The organism is Dethiosulfatibacter sp., from assembly GCF_983023055.1.
The window spans coordinates 1-2,551 of sequence record NZ_CEZJXU010000387.1; the positions used below are offsets into that span (position 1 = coordinate 1).

2 protein-coding genes are annotated in these 2,551 nt (G+C 36.9%); both read left to right on the forward strand.

The features are described from left to right. Positions 1-83 precede the first annotated feature (83 nt). The gene (locus AC3AX0_RS11410; protein WP_487550407.1) at positions 84-1,436 is read left to right on the forward strand and encodes an aspartate aminotransferase family protein; all 1,353 of its coding nucleotides are present in this window, start codon (positions 84-86) and stop codon (positions 1,434-1,436) included. A gap of 24 nt (positions 1,437-1,460) precedes the next feature. Further along, the coding region (locus AC3AX0_RS11415; RefSeq protein ID WP_487550408.1) for an HAL/PAL/TAL family ammonia-lyase at positions 1,461-2,551 on the forward strand (1,091 nt) is incomplete at its 3' end.

A 2,551-nucleotide genomic window follows, 5' to 3' on the forward strand; every position in this document is an offset into this window, starting at 1 on the left:
ACCAGCTGAATTTGTAACATTTGGACCTGATGGAGTGGCTCCTCGTTAAAAATAACTGATAATATAAAATCAATGGAGTTTATATGGAAAAAAATGTGAATAAATGCGAAGAAATCGTTGAAAGAGATGAAAAGGTCATATCTAAAGCTTCCAGAGCTCCTTACTTCCCTGTGGTAATGAAGAAGGGAAGGGGATCTATTATTGAAGATATGGATGGAAATGAATATATCGATCTTTTTAGCAGTTCGGCTGTATTAAATACAGGTCATTCACATCCAAAGGTAGTGGCCGCCATAAAAGATCAAGTTGACAATTTTATACATTTTTCTACAGATTACATGTATGCTGAAGCTCAAGTCAAGCTTGCCGAAATGTTGACAGATATAACACCAGGCGATTTTGATAAGAAGGTGTGCTTTGGATTATCTGGGTCTGATGGCAATGATTGTGCAATTAAGTTGGCAAGATCATATACAGGTCGAAGTAAAATCATATCATTTATTGGTGGATATCACGGGTCCACATACGGAGCACTTTCTTTAAGTGCAATAAGCTTAAATATGAGAAGAAAAATAGGGCCATTATTACCTGAAATAGAGCATATGCCCTATCCAGATTGTTACAGGTGCGCTTTTAATAAAGAAAGGGAAAATTGTTCGTTGGAATGCCTGGAGTATATGAAGATGGCATTTGAGAATTATATTCCTGCCGAAGAAGTAGCCGGCATAATGATAGAACCTATAGCAGGGGATCTTGGATTTATAATTCCGCCTCAGGAATATATGGATGGATTGTACAGTTTGTGTAAAGAAAATGGAATTCTATTCATGGTGGATGAAGTACAGCAGGGATTTGGCAGAACTGGAAAATGGTTTTCCATAGAGCATTTCAATATAGCTCCTGACGTTATGGTTACAGGAAAATCAATAGCTTCAGGATTGCCAATGAGTGCAGTTATTGCCAGAGCAGAGATAGTTGATTCATTAAATATGCCTGCGCACCTTTTTACGGTTCAAGGTAATTCAACATGTGCAAGGGCTGCAATTGCAACAATAGATGTAATTAAAGAAGAAAATCTAATGCTCAATGCAAAAGAGATGGGATGTTATATCAAGAAAAGGTTTTCCTTGATGGAAAAAAAATATGACATAATAGGTGACATAAGAGGTGAAGGTCTCTCCATCGGCATTGAACTTGTAAAAAACAGGACAACAAAGGAACGCAACGATAATGCAGCAATAAAAATAACATACAGGTGCTGGCAAAAAGGAGTACTTCTTATTTTTCTTGCAGAAAATATATTAAGGGTTCAACCACCTTTGGTCATAAAAAAGAGTGAGCTTGAAAAAGCAATGAATATTCTTGAAGAGACAATAGAAGAGTATTCATTGGGTAAAATTTCAGATGAAGCACTTGATATGGTAACGGGCTGGTAAAATAAAAATAATCGGAGGATAATAATGTCAAAAACAATTTATTTAGATGGAGAAAACCTTACCTTAGAAGAAGTGGTGCAGATATCAAGACATGGCTATAAAGTTGATATATCTGATGAAGGAAAAGAAAAGGTCAAAAAATCAAGAAAATTGGTTGAGAAATTTTTAGCTGATGGTAGAGCTATATATGGAATAAATACTGGTTTTGGTAAATTTAGTGATATTAGTATTTCAGATGATCAGCTTGAAGATTTGCAAAGATATCTTATTGTAGCTGATGCAGTCGGCATAGGCGCATCATTTGATACGGAGATTACAAGAGGCATAATGCTTCTAAGAGCTAATGCTTTGGTAAAAGGATACTCAGGAATCAGGCTTTTGGTTGTTCAGACCCTTATAGATATGTTGAACAAGGGAGTACATCCAGAGATAAGAGAAAAAGGTTCAGTAGGTTCAAGTGGAGATTTGTGTCCATTGGCTCATATGGTGCTTCCTATGATAGGTTTGGGAGAGGCAGAGTATAATGGTGAAATAATGGACGGAAAGGCTGCCATGGAAAAGGCGGGAATTTCAACAGTTACATTGCAGGCCAAGGAAGGTCTTGCTTTAATCAATGGAACATGTGCAATGACTGCAGTAGCAAGTTTGGCAGTATATGATTCCATTGTGTTGTCAAAGACTGCAGATATAGTTTGTATGCTGACAATAGAAGCACTTGAAGGTATTACGGATGCTTTTGACAAAAGAATGCACCTTGTACGACCTCATAAAGGTCAACTGGATGTTGCAGAAAACTTGTTGAAACTGTGTAAAGATAGTAAATTGACAACAAGACAAGGAGAGAAACGAATGCAAGATGCCTATTCATTAAGATGTACTCCTCAAATTCATGGTGCCAGCAGATTGGCTTTGGACTATGTTGTTAATGTAATAGAAACGGAAATAAACTCGGCAACAGACAATCCAATAATTTTAGGAGATACTGAAGAAGCATACTCAGGTGGAAATTTCCATGGTCAACCTGTTGCAATAGCAATGGATACTCTTGGTATTGCCATGGCAGAATATGCAAATGTGTCTGAAAGACGTATAGAAAGACTTGTAAATCCAATGCT